The sequence below is a fragment of the Candidatus Dependentiae bacterium genome, from assembly GCA_026389015.1.
Taxonomy (GTDB): domain Bacteria; phylum Babelota; class Babeliae; order Babelales; family Vermiphilaceae; genus JAPLIR01.
In genome coordinates this window covers 1-17,162 of sequence record JAPLIR010000011.1, presented here as the reverse complement: position 1 = coordinate 17,162, position 17,162 = coordinate 1, and the positions used below count along the sequence as shown (strand labels likewise).

General features: G+C 39.7%; 19 protein-coding genes. 16 read left to right on the top strand and 3 right to left on the bottom strand.

Translation table 11 applies throughout. The annotated features are described in order from the left end of the window. Nucleotides 1-32 precede the first annotated feature (32 nt). From NTX86_01050 to NTX86_01030, 5 genes are all read left to right on the top strand, one after another. Complete coding sequence (locus NTX86_01050) at nt 33-611, top strand: hypothetical protein (protein MCX5921896.1); 579 nt, start codon at nt 33-35, stop codon at nt 609-611. A gap of 27 nt (nt 612-638) precedes the next feature. Then, nucleotides 639-1,247: a hypothetical protein gene (locus NTX86_01045; GenBank protein ID MCX5921895.1), complete on the top strand. Its 609-nt coding sequence runs from the start codon at nt 639-641 to the stop codon at nt 1,245-1,247. A 325-nt stretch (nt 1,248-1,572) separates the two neighbouring features. Next, complete coding sequence (locus NTX86_01040; protein ID MCX5921894.1) at nt 1,573-1,944, top strand: nucleoside monophosphate kinase; 372 nt, start codon at nt 1,573-1,575, stop codon at nt 1,942-1,944. Beyond that, entirely contained in the window at nt 1,945-2,244 is a 300-nt protein-coding gene (locus tag NTX86_01035; protein ID MCX5921893.1) for a hypothetical protein, read from the top strand. Between the two features lie 58 nt (nt 2,245-2,302). Further along, entirely contained in the window at nt 2,303-4,297 is a 1,995-nt protein-coding gene (locus tag NTX86_01030; protein ID MCX5921892.1) for an NUDIX domain-containing protein, read from the top strand. Here NTX86_01030 and NTX86_01025 read toward each other — a convergent pair. Then, nucleotides 4,286-4,909: a hypothetical protein gene (locus NTX86_01025; protein MCX5921891.1), complete on the bottom strand. Its 624-nt coding sequence runs from the start codon at nt 4,907-4,909 to the stop codon at nt 4,286-4,288. The genes NTX86_01030 and NTX86_01025 overlap by 12 nt on opposite strands. Nucleotides 4,910-5,010: 101 nt before the next feature. Here NTX86_01025 and leuS point away from each other — a divergent pair, with 101 nt between their 5' ends. The 11 genes from leuS (at nt 5,011) to NTX86_00970 (ending at nt 14,463) form a co-directional block, all read left to right on the top strand. Beyond that, the gene (gene leuS / locus NTX86_01020; protein MCX5921890.1) at nt 5,011-7,446 is read left to right on the top strand and encodes a leucine--tRNA ligase; all 2,436 of its coding nucleotides are present in this window, start codon (nt 5,011-5,013) and stop codon (nt 7,444-7,446) included. 38 nt (nt 7,447-7,484) lie between these two features. Then, entirely contained in the window at nt 7,485-7,847 is a 363-nt protein-coding gene (locus NTX86_01015; protein ID MCX5921889.1) for a hypothetical protein, read from the top strand. Nucleotides 7,848-8,019: 172 nt separating this feature from the next. After that, entirely contained in the window at nt 8,020-8,436 is a 417-nt protein-coding gene (locus NTX86_01010) for a hypothetical protein (protein ID MCX5921888.1), read from the top strand. Between the two features lie 32 nt (nt 8,437-8,468). After that, nucleotides 8,469-8,852 (top strand): hypothetical protein, encoded by a 384-nt coding sequence (locus tag NTX86_01005; GenBank protein MCX5921887.1) that lies wholly within the window; start codon nt 8,469-8,471, stop codon nt 8,850-8,852. Nucleotides 8,853-9,467: 615 nt separating this feature from the next. Continuing rightward, nucleotides 9,468-9,782 carry a hypothetical protein gene (locus tag NTX86_01000; protein MCX5921886.1) on the top strand — a complete coding sequence of 105 codons (315 nt, stop codon included), beginning with the start codon at nt 9,468-9,470 and terminating at the stop codon, nt 9,780-9,782. Nucleotides 9,783-9,974: 192 nt separating this feature from the next. Beyond that, a complete protein-coding gene (locus tag NTX86_00995) occupies nt 9,975-10,328 on the top strand; it encodes a hypothetical protein (GenBank protein ID MCX5921885.1) in 354 nt (117 codons plus the stop codon). 193 nt (nt 10,329-10,521) lie between these two features. Then, nucleotides 10,522-10,908: a hypothetical protein gene (locus NTX86_00990; GenBank protein MCX5921884.1), complete on the top strand. Its 387-nt coding sequence runs from the start codon at nt 10,522-10,524 to the stop codon at nt 10,906-10,908. Nucleotides 10,909-11,053: 145 nt separating this feature from the next. Beyond that, entirely contained in the window at nt 11,054-11,389 is a 336-nt protein-coding gene (locus tag NTX86_00985; GenBank protein ID MCX5921883.1) for a hypothetical protein, read from the top strand. 152 nt (nt 11,390-11,541) lie between these two features. Beyond that, entirely contained in the window at nt 11,542-12,261 is a 720-nt protein-coding gene (locus NTX86_00980; GenBank protein MCX5921882.1) for an MBL fold metallo-hydrolase, read from the top strand. After that, a complete protein-coding gene (gene ligD, locus NTX86_00975; protein MCX5921881.1) occupies nt 12,251-13,807 on the top strand; it encodes a non-homologous end-joining DNA ligase in 1,557 nt (518 codons plus the stop codon). The genes NTX86_00980 and ligD overlap by 11 nt, the downstream gene beginning before the upstream one ends. After that, nucleotides 13,804-14,463 carry a fructose-6-phosphate aldolase gene (locus NTX86_00970; GenBank protein ID MCX5921880.1) on the top strand — a complete coding sequence of 220 codons (660 nt, stop codon included), beginning with the start codon at nt 13,804-13,806 and terminating at the stop codon, nt 14,461-14,463. Before ligD ends, NTX86_00970 begins: the two co-directional genes overlap by 4 nt. A gap of 34 nt (nt 14,464-14,497) precedes the next feature. Here the strand turns inward: NTX86_00970 and NTX86_00965 are convergent, their stop codons facing one another. Together NTX86_00965 and NTX86_00960 are read right to left on the bottom strand one after the other, a co-directional pair. Beyond that, nucleotides 14,498-14,974 carry a hypothetical protein gene (locus tag NTX86_00965; protein ID MCX5921879.1) on the bottom strand — a complete coding sequence of 159 codons (477 nt, stop codon included), beginning with the start codon at nt 14,972-14,974 and terminating at the stop codon, nt 14,498-14,500. A gap of 44 nt (nt 14,975-15,018) precedes the next feature. Further along, nucleotides 15,019-17,162 (bottom strand): Vps62-related protein (locus tag NTX86_00960; protein ID MCX5921878.1); only part of this gene is annotated, 2,144 nt, incomplete at its 5' end.

The window sequence follows — 17,162 nt, the reverse complement described above, 5'->3', positions numbered from 1 at the left end:
ATTTTGCTTTTAAAAGATAATAGGGATTTTTTATGTATCAAGTAATGCGTCTACGTATGAATTGTTGTTTGTTGGGTTTGTTATTATCTTCGGGCTTTGGCCATGCAATGAACCAGTCATCTTCTGCCGCAGTAGAATTATCACCCGTCACTTGCAGGAATGACGAGCAAAAGATAGATCTAAAGGGGCAAGTTGAATTAGTTTGTACTGAGTTGCATAAGGTGGTGCAGTTACAAAAAAATGAGGCTACGCATAATTTGGAGCGAGCTATTTTGCTTAATGATTCGACATGGATGCATGCTTTGTTATTGCAAAAAGCAGATGTGACAACTCATGCGGCCCGCAATGATTATCTCATTAAATTGGCAATGGATAAAAATAGACCACAGTGCCTTGCGCTGCTTATTGTAGCTGGCATGGAGGTTAATCTTAAGCGTTTAGGAGCAGTGCGCGCAGATTATTTTATACGAAGACGTGAATGTCTTCATGTTCTGGGTGCTGCTACCTTTGACATAGGAAATGAGGATACTTATCAAGAGATAAGCCAGGAATTTTCGGGGTATGAAATGCCACACGATGCTCAAGATACGTGCTGTTGTTTGATTATGTAATAATGACTTTTTTTGTGGGATAGGTTTATGCATAAGTATATAAAGGTAATGATCAGAGTAATAATGGGCTTTGCTTTTGTGTTGCCATGTGGGTATAGCGCTATGGACAATAGCAACCAAAACCAACACGTAGCGGTTTCTAAAAAAATTATTTGTGACCGTATAGGGTGTGGCCAAACATTTTCTGCCCTTAAGCCTTTTTTTGAACACAAAAAAATTATGCATGGCACCAAGTACTATTGGTGTGATTGTGGTAATTTATTTGGTGCACTAGCTACATTGAGCAGTAAAGAAGCGGTATCTCTTTGTCAAATTTGTAAATCAACAGAAAATTTCTGTCCCACTACAGGGCATACTTGTTATAATAATAGCGTTGTTGACTTTGAATCTCTTGTTGCTACTGTGCCTACATCAGATTTATCTACTAAAATTTCCCAAATTTTAGCAGGCCCTCAGGGCTATGATTATATTGAGCTGCTTAATGATTTGTGCTCACCTAATCGACACGTTGTGCACGTGTCGGCATTAGCTCAAGATCCCGATTTTTTTGACGTGGGTCATCCCATTAAAAAAGGATCGGAAAATACAATGTTTCCCTTGGAGTATTTTCCTGACTCGGATGATTTTTTAAAGTAATTATTTTTTAATAAATTAACCACTTCTTGACTCCAAGATTTGAGTGTCTCGCTGTGTATGATGCTGTTTTGATATTATTTGATCGCCCGCGCCCTATGTAAAATTTCAAGCTGAATTTTAATAATCGCTTTATTGACTATGGTGCTTGCCAATTCTGAATTCTTTTTGTATATTTATTAAAAATGAAAAAGCGTATTGATTTCAATTTATAGCAATAATCGATTGCTTCATTGTTGTTTTTTATAGTGATCTCTTTGCGTGTGTTTTGGGTAGTAGTAAAGCCGTTGGAAAGAATATTATTTTAAAATCTACAGGAGGCTTTATTATGAAAAAAATAGCAGTACTATTTTTGTGTTTAGTGGTTCATCAGTCGTTTGGATTAAAGCATTTCGTTCTTCTATCTGCGCCCGGTAGTGGCAAGGGAACTTTTTCACAGTATATGGTTGAAAAGTATGGATACATTCAAATTTGTCCAGGAGATATGTATCGAGATGAGATCAAGCAACAAACTGAACTTGGCAAAAGAATACAAGCAATTGTTGACAGGGGTGACTATGTTGATGAGGAAACAACCTGCGCTTTAGTAGGCGAAAAACTATCAAAAGCTTTAGACAATAATAATTTTTTCATTATTGATGGATTTCCTCGTAACGAATTCGCATTTCAGTTTTTGTATAATTTTTTACAACAACGTTGATTGGTTAACGATGTTTGCTTTGTGCAACTTCTTGCATCTGATGATTTGTGTATTAATCGTATCGCCCATCGTCAAATTTGCTCCGGTTGTTTTAAGGTTTACAATGCTGTATTGGCGCCATCGCATGATGGGCAAACCTGTGATGCTTGTGGCACTGAGTTAAGTAAGCGTAAGGCTGACACTCAAGACATTGTGGTAAAGCGTTTAGAGTACTTTCATACAAACATAGAACCTTTTATGAAAAAAGCTTCTGAATTCTATCAAACCAATGTGATTGATACTGAATGTCCAAATTTATAATACTCAAGAAAAAATTGGGATATTGCCTTATATATTGGAAAAGCCTGAAGGCACCTATTTGGAAATAGGCACAGGGGGCGATCCTATTGCTTCGATGTTGGAAAAAATGTCTGCTACGGCTCGCACTACCTTGATTGCTTCAGATATAGATGAAAACATATTAAAAGCATTGCCGGTACGTCATCCTGGTTTAAAAAAGTATATTGGTGCCCAAGTTGGTCCATGTCTCAAATTGCAACAGCTTAATGCAATAGATATGAGCAGCTTTCAAGATGCCTCATTAGATGGTATTAATGCGTCTTCAGTGTTGCATGAAATAATTTCTTATGCAGGTGGCTTTGAAGGCATGGAAAAGTTCTTTGGAGAAGTTTTCAGAACGCTTAAACCCAGCGGCATTCTGGTGTATCGAGATCCAGAATGTGTAACAGATAAAAACATGGTTGTTTCGGTTCGCTTAAAGAGTAAGACGATGAGTTTATTCGCTCATGTCTTTTTGTATAAGTTCCTAGATCACAAGCGAAGTGGTTTGGCGCGAGCGGGTAGAAAAATGAGTTTATATTCTACTGATGATGTGCGGTTTGTGTTTTATAAAAAAAATGAATGCGAGCCAGTGCGGTTGACCTATCAGGAATATTTAAGTGTGCCATCATATGATATTGATTTTTCTCGACAGTACAGTCTCACATTGCCTTGTGGTTTGTATCGTGAACTTGCACGCCACTATATAACCTATTTGCATGATTGTAACCCATTAGTTTTTGTAAGGTCTATACCGGTAATAGGTTCTAATTTATATACGACTAGTTACTTGGCGCATAGCACGGCTTCTTTGTTTAATAATTTTTTAGTGAAATCTAATGGGCAGATTTGTGATGGCAAGATTAACCATGTGGTTAAAAATGCTCTTGATCAAGAAATTAATAGCAATAGTCAAGTGCTAGAGTTTGGCATTCCTTTGCATTTCTCATCGAGAATTAAGGAAAGTCAGTTGCGTAGCCTGTTGAGAAAATATGACTTTGATCCAGGACATCATATTATCGCTCTTAATAATGGAGATTGTTTGGTTGATTACCGTGTTTTTGGCATGTTATATGACGATATTAATCAGCTATTCGATAAGTTTAATGGCGTGGTTGATAAAAAGGATATAACTCATGCGCAGTGGCTTAAGCGTGAAGGTGAAGAATTTTATTTTTATCATTCTGCTGACGAGTTGATTGCCAAAGTTCTATCACTTACCTTAGCGGCAGCACAACAAAAAAATCAAGGTGGCGATCTGTACGTGTTGTGTCCATTGAGTGAAAATCATAATAAGTTTGTTGATCGTCTTTGTTATACAGAGGTGCTGAATAATTCTTTAGAAGTACGTGATGCGTTGGGATATTCCATCACCGTTAAAGATGGCAAACGCGTAGTTCACTTTTGTAAAATGTTATTAAAAGACGCTATTGCAGTGTGTGAAAAAATAATAGAAGAAGGTCCCATGGAGTACCCGCGAGTACGTGAATGGGTTGATGGTGCCAAGAAGTATTATGCTGCCTGGGAGAGTTCTCATGCAGATGAGCTTCTCGATGTTGTTGATTCAAATGACCAGGTAATTGGTCAGCAATTGCGTTCGAAAGTTTATGCCGATAAAACATCAAATTTTCGCGTAGTTAATGCATTTGTCATGAATGATAAGGGTCAGTTGTGGATTCCGCGTAGAGCTGCTAATAAGCGTCTTTTCCCTTTGTGTTTTGATGCGAGTATGGGCGGACATGTGTCAGCTGGTGAGACGTATGAACAAGCATTTTCTCGAGAATTAATGGAAGAGCTCCGTATTGACGCGAACTCGAGTTCTTATGAATGTCTTGGGTCACTCAATCCACAAAAGCATGGCACGTCTGCTTTTATGCGAGTATATCTTTTGCGTACCAACAAAGCGCCGCAGTATAATACCGATGATTTTACTGAGTCTTTTTGGTTAAAACCGTCTGAAGTTTTAGAGCGGCTTGCAGCAGGTGATAAGTCTAAAGATGATTTACCCGTTATTATTCGGCAGCTATTTCTTTAAAAAATTAACTACTTCTTGACTCCAAGATTCGAGTGCGTCGCCAAGTGCGGCGCATTCTTCTATAGAAACAAGATTGCCACTTTTAAGTTCAGACTTAATGCTAATTTGGTCTGAGTCGCCTTGCAATAACAAAACAAAGCCAATGTGCACCTGGCCAACTTCATTAGAATCATCATTTAAAATGCCCAAGGGCTTGATAGTCAGACTTCCTGAATAATCTACTTCTTCATGAAATTCTCGTTTGGCCCAATCGAAAATTGACGCGCCATCGGTTAAATCTTCTTCGCGTACGTGGCCACCAATTCCCAACGTAAATTTATTTTTAAGTCGTTGTTCTGATGCCTTTGCTTGCCGTTGCATTAAAAAGTAGCGGCCTTCATGCTCAAAAACCAGGTAGGGAATAATTTGTTTGAATCGTGGGTCGAGTTCCATGTGCGTTCGTGGCAAAAATTCTTTATTGTCTTGAATAATTTGTGTGTAGTGCGCAAAATCTATTTGTTTTAATCCATGCCATGCGCCATCAGGGAATAAGTGTGTGCGTTGCACAACAAGAATGTTTTCATCGTATTTGTGGGCAATTGCGTTTTGTTGTGACGTGACTGGCGTTGTCATGAATATATTCCTTTTGGTTTGTGTTTGGCGATGCTGTAATTATACTCGTTTTATGCTAGATTACTATCATCTCCCTATCACTTTGTTTGCAAAGGAATCCAATGAGTTATGATGTTCAAGGTATAGAAAAAAAATGGCAAGAGATGTGGCAAAACAACCCACCCGCAAAAACTAAGCCAACGGGTAGTGGTAAAAAATATTATGTTTTAGATATGTTTCCGTATCCTTCAGGGTCAGGGTTGCATGTCGGCCACTGGCGCGGCTATGTGCTGTCTGATGTCTACGCGCGCATTAAGTGGCTTGAAGGGTATAATGTTTTGCACCCCATGGGTTGGGATGCTTTCGGGTTACCAGCAGAAAATGATGCGATTAAAAAAGGTATTCACCCAAAAATTGGCACCGCGAGCAACATTGCAAACTTCAAAAAACAGTTGCAAGCAATTGCTGCCATTTATGATTGGGATAAAGAAGTTAATACCACGGATGCCCATTATTATAAATGGACGCAGTGGATCTTTTTGCAAATGTATAATGCTGGGCTAGCATACGAATCCAATATGCCTATCAACTGGTGTACCTCGTGCCTAACCGGCCTTGCCAACGAAGAAGTAGTCAACGGCGCTTGTGATCGTTGCGGTACACAGGTTGAGCAGCGAAACATTAGACAATGGGTGTTGCGTATTACTGATTACGCCGAAAAATTATTGACTGGCCTTGATAAACTTGATTGGCCTGAAAAAGTTAAACTCATGCAACAGCATTGGATTGGAAAAAGCGAAGGCGCCAACATTATCTTCAAAACCAAAACGTTTGATGGTGCTGAGCTTGATCTTCCGGTATTCACCACGTGTGCTGAAACATTGTGTGGCGTGACCTTCCTTGCCATTGCTCCCGATCACGATGTTATTCGTCGTATTGTACCCGAAGATCGTAGAACAGAAGTTGATGGTTTTTGTGGTCGCGTTAAACAACGCATTACTGACAAACAAGAAGCATTAAAAGAAAAAGAAGGTGTATTTTCAGGTGCCTATGCTACCAATCCTGTCACTAACGTTCAAGTGCCAATCTATGTGACCGACTATGTATTAAAAAATTATGGTACTGGTATTGTCATGGGAGTGCCTGCTCACGATCAACGTGATTTTGATTTTGCAGCGCATTATGGATTACCTGTCGTGCAAGTCATTGATGCTCCAGAAGTGGTTCGTGGTAATGATGGCAAACTCACTGCAGCCTATACCGGCGATGGTGTTCTCATCAACAGTGGTCAATTTGACGGACTCTCTGCATTTGAAAACGGCAACAAAGCGATTGTTGATTTCTTATTGAGCAAGGGCTTGGCAGAGAGCAAAGTGCATTATAAATTACGCGATTGGGTGTTTTCTCGTCAGCGGTATTGGGGTGAGCCAATTCCATTAGTTCATTGCAAAACATGTGGTGTTGTACCAGTACCAGAAAATCAATTACCGGTTGAGTTGCCTGATGTTGAATCATATCAACCAACAGGCACCGGTGAGTCACCATTAGCTGCTATTGATTGGTGGGTGAATACGCCTTGTCCACAATGTTCTGGACCGGCAAAGCGTGAAACCAATACCATGCCACAATGGGCTGGATCCTGCTGGTATTTCTTGCGCTATCCAAATCCACATTTAGCTGACAAACCATGGACACCTCAAGACATGAATTATTGGTTGCCGGTTGATTTGTATGTTGGTGGTATTGAACATGCTATTTTACATTTATTGTACGCACGTTTTTATGTCAAAGTGTTGTACGATCTTGGTCATGTGCCATTTGATGAGCCGTTTACCCATTTGTTTAATCAAGGCATGGTGCTTAAATATTCAGAAAAATCAGGTCTTGTTGAAAAGATGTCGAAATCTAAAGGCAACGTAGTCAATCCGGACGACATGGTTGAGCAATACGGTTCTGATGTATTGCGTTTATATATGCTCTTCATGGGACCGCCAGAACTTGATTGTGAATGGCAAGATAATGGTCTTGAAGGCGTTCGAAGATTCTTAAATCGCTTGTTTGATTATTTGTCCAATGCAATGACCAGTGAATCAGAAGATGAAAAAGTGACGCGTCGTTTGCATAGATTCTTAAAAGAATTTCAAGCGCGAATTGGCAACTTCAAACCAAATACGGCGATTTCTGCATTCATGGAATGGCTCAATGAAGCTCATGCTGGTTCTATGAAATTGAACAAAGATTCAATTGAAAAAATCATTGCTTCGCTTTCGGTCATGGCGCCGCACATGGCAAGTGAATTGGCTCAAGCTTTGCTTGGCAAACAATTGCAAGATTGTGCCTGGCCAATGTACGACTCTGCACTAGCCGTTGAAAACGAACTGACTCTTGCAATTCAAGTGAACGGCAAACTGCGTGGCGACTTGATTGCCCAACGTGGTACGGTGCAAGGCGATGTGCAAGCAGAGGCTGAAGGGCTTATTGCAAAATGGCTTGAAGGTAAAGAAGTTGTTAAAGTTATTTTTGTAAAAGATCGATTAATTAACTTTGTGATTAAATAATGATTCATCTATGGCATACAAAATTATGGATAGTTATATTGGTTGTGAATGTTCGATTGTCGGGTATGGATAATGAGGTGTTAAGAGCTAAAAGAGTCTTGCCTGATGGCTCTTTAGTGATTAGCTTTGCGCAGTATAATAACGTAAACAGTATTATTATAGCGCAAAAAAAAGTGCGTGGTCGATTTGAGGAGAAACCATTTTGTATAGAATGGGGAAGCTTATCTAAAGTGGATAACAAGGGAACTATTGCTACTCTCTTAATTCCTAAGAGGGGAAGAGATTCAGCTTTTTTTGATATACTCAAAGGACAGTATGAAAGGCAGCAGGCGGCATCGCCATTATCCTCGCCAAAATCACCAGCGACATCATTATTGTATCTGTCTGATGATGACCAATAGGGTTGGTGAGTAATCCCACAGAACGTTAAAGAATATAATAAGCCGCAGTAGAAAGACCATTTCTACTGCGGTATTTTTTTTGATTTTAGCCGAATCTTGCTTTGTATTGATGCACGTGGTACACCAATAAGGTTGGATCTTTGAGTCTGAAAATATTGGAAAGGGCAATGATATGATGCATCGTCAACATAGAATATTTTTCATGAGTCTTATAGTATGCGCCGGGTCAAATCTTTTTGGTATGCAAAGCTGGGTTCAACAAAGTATTTCTCGAGCCGCAGATGGTTCAATAAAATCTACCACCTATATACAATTTCTAAATAATCACGAATGTCTTGTATGTGGTGCTTTGTACAATAATACGTCCTTTACTTTGCAGTGTCGCAAACAACGTTGGCTTGCTGAATCAGGCAGTTATATTATTGATCCGATACCAACAACTAATTTTTATGCGCTGAGAAGAATGTACGGATTGCAGATTCAAGCTTTAGCCCTTGAAGGTGTTGAAGATTTGCCTTATGACGTCGAATCTCATGAAAGTATTGAATTAGACGAATATTTTGTAGTAAAATGCAAAAAGAATAAGTAGATGTATTAAACATGGTTTAGGGGGTTGTTACCATGCATTATTATAATATTTTATTGGTCTCAATGCTCAGTAGTGTCTTGAATGTATGGGGTATGAATCAAGAACCAGAAAAAAAGGCTGATGCAAATGCCGTGCAATTATCACATTCAGATTTAGTATCGTTATCAACAGGACAGGCGGGAGATGGAGCTCATTGGGTTTGTTATACCAAATTAGTTGGGCCAAAAACAACACTTATAGCATTGAAAATTTTAAGTGGCAGAAGAAAAGAAATAGTGAGTTGTCACTACAATGTTCAAGATAGCCGCGGGGATATTTATACTACTGAGGCAAGTGATTTTCGATTCAAAGAGTTACAAAAAATGTATGAACAACAGCAGGCTGATATGGTTGAACTACAGAATTTTAAAACATAAAGACACGTAATTTCTTACAAAAGCGTCAAGCCGTAAAATTGAATTTAAAACTATTTTTGTTGAGACTGTTTTGTTATTATTGTGACAGATAGTGTTTTCATAAAAAATGTTTTGGAGAGTTTTACGATGCGTTTGTGCTTGTTAAGAATTGTTGTTTTTTGTTTATTAATAGGGCAAAATTTAGCTATTTTCTCGATGGAAGTTTGTGCAGCTAATAATGCTATTAGCAAGGACAGGGACGCTCGCGGTCGAATGTGTTATAGCCAAAGATATAATGACAGAACCAAGTTGATTGTTCGTTGCAGTACACCTGATATTCAAGCGAGTGATATTGAGTTTCTGTGCAGTTATGAAGAGCAGCCGGGGCTGGTCTGGACTGCAAGAGTTCCTGGGGCGGACCACTTTAATGAGTTAGTTAAGGAGTTTCGCAATGATCTGCAAAAAAAGTGATGTCATCACGGGGTTTTAATTTTCTTACGCAGTAAAGAATATGAGATAAGCCGCTGTAAAATTTTTTTATAGCGGCTTTTTTCGCGCCTTGGTAATACCTTGTTGCTATGCATATAATGCATACGCTATGCTCAGTTATATTGGTAGATATAAAATAAGGGGGTTATGATGTATAAACCATTATCTATGTTTTTTTTGAGTTTCATGGTGTGTTTTTCATTGGCCTTTTGCATGGATGATAATGCAGTATTCAAGGAATTGTATAAGCATTCTGCTGATTCCACATTGACTCTCTATCGTTTAACACATGAAGACGGTACTATGACCATTGGTCGTGAGATAGCGCATGATTCAGGGAAAAAAGAAATCGACTGTTTCTTGTTGGATGAGGCATTCAAGCAACATCCTCTGCCAGATCCAGTGGTAAATTTTTCAAAATTGAGAGATTTGTATAACAAGCAACAGGCATCTAAAAAATGAGCAAACGGTAATTAAAGCCGACAAGAGCATCATTCAGCCTTGGTCAAAAGAAGATTGTTGATACGTTTTTTTTGGTGAAATTGTTTTAAATGTGCCACCGTGATCGAGGTGAAAAAGCTTTTGTTTTTGGTGTTTCCTCTGTTAGTCTCAAACGCGATATATTACCAACGTTTTATAGAGCGAGGAATTTTGATGATGAACAAACAAATGAGAGTAGTATTCTTGAGCTTGATGCTTATTGCGGGAATGAATGTCTGGGGTATGAATGCTCATCCATGGCAAGAACCAACGACGAATGGTACCGTGAGTAAATATTTTTGTGCGCTTTATGAATCGTATGTCTGGCGCCCAACTAATAATAAATTTTATTGTATTACACACGTCTTGAATGGTCCTGATGCTGGTCAATATAGTGGTTTGATTGTGATGGTTGATAGTGGAACTGTTGGGCATTTGTCAAATGGTCAAGCGTCTTTGTTTACGATTATGAAAAGTCGTTATAATGAGGAATTGGCTAAAAAAGAAGAAGCAAAGCTCGATAAATAAATTCTGTATTATTGTAAGATTGGCCGTAGTAGAAAATCAAATTTTCACCGCGGCCTTTTTTGTCTCTTGCCTAACCTGTCTCCGATCAATGTGTCATGGTGCCAAAAGTGGTAAAAGTGCTTGTTATAAAGGGTTTTTTTGCTATAGTTGGAAGAACAGCTTATTAATTTTTTGTATAGATAGAGAGGTTTTTATGACAAACAATAAAATAAATGGATTGCTTTTAGGTTTGATGCTGTGTATTGGGGCCAATGCGCTGGCTGAAGAGAGAGTCTTTAAAGCCGTAGGACAAAGTCCAGATGGATCAAACTGGCAATACTTTTCACAATGTATTGAGAAGTCTTGTTCACAAGAACTTGTCGTTACAGGTTTTGTGAGTGGTCCTCAAGCTGGTAGGGTAGATGGTGGTTTCAATACACGACATGCTTCGGGTATGACTTCTATCAACAGTTTGTCTTCAGGTCTTGCAAAGACTGCTTTTGTTCTATTGAGCGAGATGTATAATGACCAGCAAGCAGAGCAAAGAGAACTTCGGCTAGGAAAAATAGCTGATAAGTTTTTTATATTCACTTCATGTTAATTATCAAAATTTGTGTCTTGGCACTATCTTTCCCGGAACCCATTTGCCATGACGTCAAGTGGATAAAGTGCTTGTTATAAAAAAAAATCTTGATACGTTTGATCCGGTTTGGAAATTATTAATTTTGAACAGAAAGGCTCTACGTATGAAAAAAAATTTTGGTATATTTTTTTTAAGTTCTATGTTTTTTATGAACGCTCATGTGCATGGCATGTTTAACGAAAATAATACGGTGACCAAGACTATCGCTCCGGATGGAGAAGTTTATGAGCAAAAAACTGGCCTAGTAGGATTTTTTGCAAAATATTTTACCAGTGGTCAACACATGGGTATCCATTGTGCGACGCGCACTGTGCGTGACCAGAATGGCACGGTAGAATCAATCATGATAGAAGAACGTTTAGATAATTCTGACACAATATTTCAAGCATTGAAGCAGGCTTATGAGCTTCAACAGCGCCAAGAAAATCAAAAAAAATAGAATAAGAAAACAAATCTGATTACAAAGGCTGCAGTAGAAAATCAAATTTCCACTGCGGCCTTTTTTTGCGTCTTGGCAATATCTTGCTTGTGTGGCGGTGGGTGTGCTACATACTAAAAATAAAGTAAGTACTCTTTTTTCGTGAGAAAAAAATGAAGATCACCTTCTTGGGAACTCGTGGTTACATTGATGTCAAAACGCCTCGCCATCGTCGGCATACGTCTACCATTATCTCGCGCAAAGGCAAACGCATAATGATTGACTGTGGTCAAGATTGGCTCAAAAAAGTATGGGTTCTAAAACCAGATGCAATTGTAATCACCCACGCACACCCCGACCACGCTTGGGGACTAAAAAATGGCGCACCATGTCCGGTGTATGCTACCAAAGAGAGTTGGGCATTGATGGAAAAATATCCCATTAAAGAGCGCCATACCATGGAGCCGCGCAAAAAGGTTGAGATTTGTGGTGTGATTTTCGAAACATTTCCGGTGATACACTCGTTGCTGGCTCCGGGAGTTGGCTATCGCATCACGGCAGAAAAAACTTCTATTTTTGTGGTGCATGATTTGATTTCTATTGATGATCGTTATGATGCATTAAAAAACGTGAAGTTGTATGTTGGCGATGGCGCAACGATTGTGCGGCCTATGGTCCGTCGTAAAGGGGACAAACTTTTTGGTCACACGACGATTCGTGCACAACTTGGTTGGTGCCAAAAAGAGGGAGTGCCGCTCATGGTGGTGACCCATTGTGGCACACAAATAGTTGCCGCAGATGGGCGTACGGTGAATGCACGCATCAAATCATTGGCTCAAGAGCGGGGCGTTGAGGTTAAGGTTGCCTACGATGGGATGAAACTTGAAGTATAAAAATATAATGCCTATTTTGTTGGGCCTTGCATTATGTTCAGGAGAGATGATGGCAAAAAAAGATTCGTTAACAACCTATCGTGCACGGCGTGATGTTAAAAAATCAGGTGAGCCGGCAGGCGATAAAAAAAGGTCATCTAAAGAACCTATTTTTGTGATTCAAAAGCATTCTGCAAGCCACTTGCATTATGATGTGCGGCTGGAAATTGATGGCGTGCTCAAATCCTGGGCGGTGCCAAAAGGGCCATCAACTGATACTAAAGTAAAACGACTTGCCGTGCCGACAGATGATCATCCTATGGATTATGCAACGTTTGAAGGAGCCATTCCAGAAGGTCACTATGGCGCTGGCGAGGTTGTCATTTGGGACAGTGGGACCTATAAAAATATTAAAGAAAAAGATGGCAAGTTCATGCCGATGAAAGAATGTTATAAGCGTGGCACGGTTGAAGTTATTCTTGAAGGCAAAAGATTGCATGGTGCATTTGCTTTGATTCGTATGGCAGGTGGCCAATGGTTGATGATCAAGATGAAAGCAGATAAGGATGATCTTGAACATGAATCAAAACCTATCTCTAAAAAAAAAGTTAAAGCCAAGGCTTCTTCAAAACAAGATGATTCTGATCCCGAGATAAAAATTGGTGAGCACATCGTTACTATAACCCATCCTAATAAAATGATTTTCCCTCAAGGAAAAATCCTCAAAAAGGAAGTGATTGATTACTACCAACGCATTGCGCCAACAATGCTGCCGCATATGAAGAACCGGCCTATCAGCATGCAGCGTTTTGTTGACGGAATAACCGGCGAAGGTTTTTATCAAAAAGAGGCGGGTGCATATTTTCCCGATTGGATAGAACGGGTAAGCATAAAAAAACAGGAAGGTGGCATTGTGCACCATGTCGTGGTGAATAATGAGGCGAGTCTTGTCTATCTTGCCAATCAATTGTCACTGGTTTTTCATACGTGGTTGAGCACCACAAAAAATTTACACAAGCCTGATCGTATGATTTTTGATTTAGACCCATCGGGTAAAGATTTTAACCAAGTGCGTCGTACGGCACTTGACCTTAAAGCATTGTTAGAAGATTTAGAGCTGCAGCCGTTTGTTATGACTACCGGTTCACGTGGATTGCATGTGGTGGTCCCCTTAAAACCAGAATTAGATTTTGATGTGGTCAGAGATTTTGCCCACGATGCCGCAAAGTTACTGGTCGTGCACGATCCAAAAACAAGAACCTTAGAAATGCGCAAAACAAAACGAACTACCAAAATTTTTATTGATTATTTGCGCAATGGTTTTACCGCCACTGGTGTAACACCCTATTCGCTACGAGCGCGCCCCGGAGCTCCGGTGGCTACGCCACTTGAGTGGGCAGAAGTTTCCAAAAAAACATTAAAGCCTGACCAATTCACTATCAAGAATATTTTTAAACGGCTTGCGCGTAAAGGCGATCCGTGGAAAGATATAAACGACCATGCGGTCTCGTTAAAAAAAGCAATAAAACTCATAAATGCTCTTAAAAAAGAAGAAGGAATCGAATGAAGATTTTTTTAGACACAGCAAACATAACTGATATTAAAAAATGGTTAGCTACCGGGTTAATTGATGGCGTCACCACCAACCCAACGCATTTGAGTAAAGAAGGTGGCGATCCTAAAAAACAGGTACTAGAAATTTGTTCATTATTGCCTGAGGGCGAGGTCAGCGTTGAGGTGACAGAAAAAGATCCTGAGGCTGTCTATAATCAAGCAAAAATAATTGCTGATCTTGCGGATAATGTGGTAGTTAAAATACCGTGCCATGCCGATTATTATGCGGTGATTAAGCGCTTAGTCGATGAAGATGTAAAGCTTAACATCACCTTGGTGTTTACTATGCTACAAGGCTTGATGATGAGCAAAATGGGTGTGCATGTCATTTCGCCTTTTGTTGGTCGGTTGGATGACATTGATATTGAAGGTGTTGAGTTAGTAAGCGAACTATGTGAGATGATTGACCAATATGGTTTTGAAACACAAGTTCTTGCAGCATCAATCCGCAGCGTGCGTCATTTTAATAAAGCAGTGATGGCTGGTGCTGATATTGTGACATTACCATTAAATGTGTTTGAACAAGCTATAACGCATCCTTTGACTAATCAGGGTATGGCTAAATTTGATGCTGACTGGCAAAAACTTGGCTTCAGACAATTTCCATAATTTTTTGCATTAAAGATGTGTTAGGTTTAATCATTTATTTTGCATTTACAAAAGCTGTTAGTTCATTGAAGCCACCAACGCCGTTTAAACCAAGAAAACCTGTAGTGTTGCCAGTACGGTCTGACATGGAGGCGTTTATACTCAATACAGCCTGCGCATGAGCAACGGTAGGATTATCAATGAACTGTTGTAACGCACTGACGAGTCTAGAAGCTCCATCTGCGTTAAAGAAAGCTCCATTGCCAGGATTTTGTGCAGCTATTAGCGAGTTTTTTGCTGCTGCAATTGCCGTATTTCTAGCAGATAATGTAGCAAATGAATCTATGTACTCTTGCATGGTTTTAAACCATTCTGCGTGAGTTTTTGCTATGGTGTCATAGATATTACCCGGTGCTTTGAATGTATTGGTATCATCCTGCAGCTTATGGAATAAATAATGCAAATTTTGTATCTCACAGCCGATTGCCCCATTGACGGTTGTTGGAATATTCAGCTGTTTGCGTTGATCCAAGATTGATTTTATGATGTTAAAGGTATTTTGTATTATTTCAGGAGTTATAAAGCCGCCGGGTGTGATACCGCTTCCATAGAATCGATATATGCTTGCATGCTTGCAAACCAGTCGGCATTAGTTTGTGCTATGGTAGCATAAATATTACCGGATGCTTTGAGTGTATTGGTATCATCTTGCAACTTATGGAATAAGTAATGAAGATTTTGTATCTCACACCCTATTGCCCCATTGACTGTTGTGGGAATATTCAATTGTTGACGTTGATTTAAAATTGACTTGATAGCGTTGAAGGCATTTTGAATTGATTCAGCAGTTTGCGTGTTGCTGGCAGCGTAAATAACATTATATTTTCGAGCATCTAAAAAGAAAGCGCAACGTGCAGCATCGTCGGTCCATCCTCCACCTTGTGGCATGGTTTGTGCAGCAATTCTGGCCTGTTCGGTTGCAATTTTATCAGCCACAACTTTATCAGCGGCAGCTTTGTCGGCAGCGGCTTGATCAGCTGCTTTTTTATCCGCGGCTGCTTTTGCCGTTTCTATTGCCTTATTTGTTGCATCTACTGCGGCTTGATCGCAGGCTTTATAACGATTCTGAATTTGACTTAATTGTGCTTGTAATTGATTGAGATCTTGACCAATAGTGTCATACATTTGTTGCCATCCTGTTGGCCAAGAAACTCCTTTTAGTTGCATATTTCGTGGAATTGCAACTTGAAGAAAACGAGCGGCCGTCATTATTTTTAGGATTGTAGAGAGGCCCACGACATCAGTACACGATGTTTGAGGCATCATGGCGTTGACCCATGGTTTCATACTATCTGTTTGTGCTTTAAAAGCATTGAGGTCTGTCTGCAAGTCACCACTTGGCAGGCCCCAAATTTTGGCATCTCTAAAAACATTGGTGACTCTAAAAACACCTTGTTCAAATGCCATTTGATAGGCTGTCTTGCCTTCTAGATCATCAATAATAAAAGGGTCGGCGCCATTTACTAGAAGAAGGGCAGTAATATAAGGATCTTTAATATTTGCTGCTGCAAACATGAGTGGTGTTGCTCGATTGAATTTTGAATTTACGTCAGCACCTTGTTTGAGTAATTCTTGAATTTTGGACACATTCTTATTCAAAACCGCTTCGGCTAGTAGGTTATTGAGATCTTTTTGTAGTTCTTGTTGCTGGGTACTTGGTAGAGCCGTTGCGAGGGGAATATTTTTTGCAATGCAGATTCGGTAGTCAATTTGATCTTGGGCTATCATTTTTGCCGCATCGATATTTTTTGGATCGCGTACCGGTATGTTAAGGCAGAACTGTGCAGTGCTCGGTGCTTCAATATCCCATGTAGCATTTGCAAACCATTGTTGGAGGCCAAGCGGTTTGATACTGTTATCTTTTGTGCCATATATTCCTGGAAAGTAGAGCCAGCCCATCGTGTTTTTGTCAAAGCGTTTATCGGCTACCGGATATAATCTTACAAGATTGTTGGGCATCCACTTGGTACCTTGGTTGGTGATATCATTAGCCATGCCAAACATGCGTACATAGGTGCCCATTTTTGGATAAAAGCGATGGTTATAGCGTGCTGCGTAAGCGACAGGGTGTGTGCCACTTTTTTCAATAGTATTATCATTCCATGCAAGCCAATTGCCATCTTGCGTATCGGTTGATCCATAAAAAATTCGTGTGGGCTGTTTGCTATTTTTATCAAGCTCTATGGTGATGTGTTCTATGTCAGGATCATGCCCACCTTGCAGATTTACTACACCTTTTTGATACGGGCCAAGATCATAAGGGCCATTGTAACCATAGAAATATATATATTGTAGGTATATTTTATCTTTTTGTTCGGAGGTTACGACATAAACATTGGTCGTGAGGTCGCCTTGTTTTGGGTCGGCGCCGCGTCGAGTGCAAGCTGCGATATCAAAATAAAGATCAAACGGTTTTTTTGTATCAAAGTATTGAGTAAACAAGTCAAACATAGTAGCAAATGTTACTTGTCCTGCTGGAATTTTTACTTGATTGTCAGATGCATTTTTAATTGAGGTGCTTGGTGCCGTAAAATATGCTGAAGCATTCATAGGAAAATAATCTTCTCCTGATTGCAGCCACACTATTGGTGCGTAGTGTTGAATAATCGATGCGAGGTTTTCTGTATCTTTTCCATCATTAATGCTTGTTGGTTCTGTAG